General features: G+C 60.0%; 1 protein-coding gene. It reads right to left on the bottom strand.

The features are described 5' to 3' along the window. Positions 1 to 305 (bottom strand): HAMP domain-containing protein (locus EWM57_RS20925; protein WP_129923228.1); only part of this gene is annotated, 305 nt, incomplete at both ends.

The following is a 305-nucleotide window of genomic DNA, read 5'->3' as shown; positions in this document are numbered from 1 at the left end:
GGCGGCCATCGTGTTTACGTTGTCGGTGAGGTCTTTCCAGGTGCCGCGTACGTTGGGCACCACGGCCTGACCACCCAGCTTTCCTTCGGTGCCTACTTCGCGGGCCACGCGGGTTACTTCGTCGCCGAACGTGTTCAGCGAGTCCACCATCTGGTTGAGGTTCTCCTTGAGCTGGAGCAGCTCACCACGCACGTTTACAGTTACTTTCTGACTCAGGTCGCCGCGGGCTACGGCGGTGGCTACGTTGGCAATGTCCCGCACCTGACTCGTCAGGTTCGAGGCCATGTAGTTTACGTTGTCGGTCA

It is taken from the genome of Hymenobacter persicinus (assembly GCF_004167665.1).
Taxonomy (GTDB): Bacteria; Bacteroidota; Bacteroidia; order Cytophagales; family Hymenobacteraceae; genus Hymenobacter; species Hymenobacter persicinus.
The sequence above is the reverse complement of the archived record's forward strand: the minus strand, read 5'-3'. Positions and strand labels throughout refer to the sequence as shown.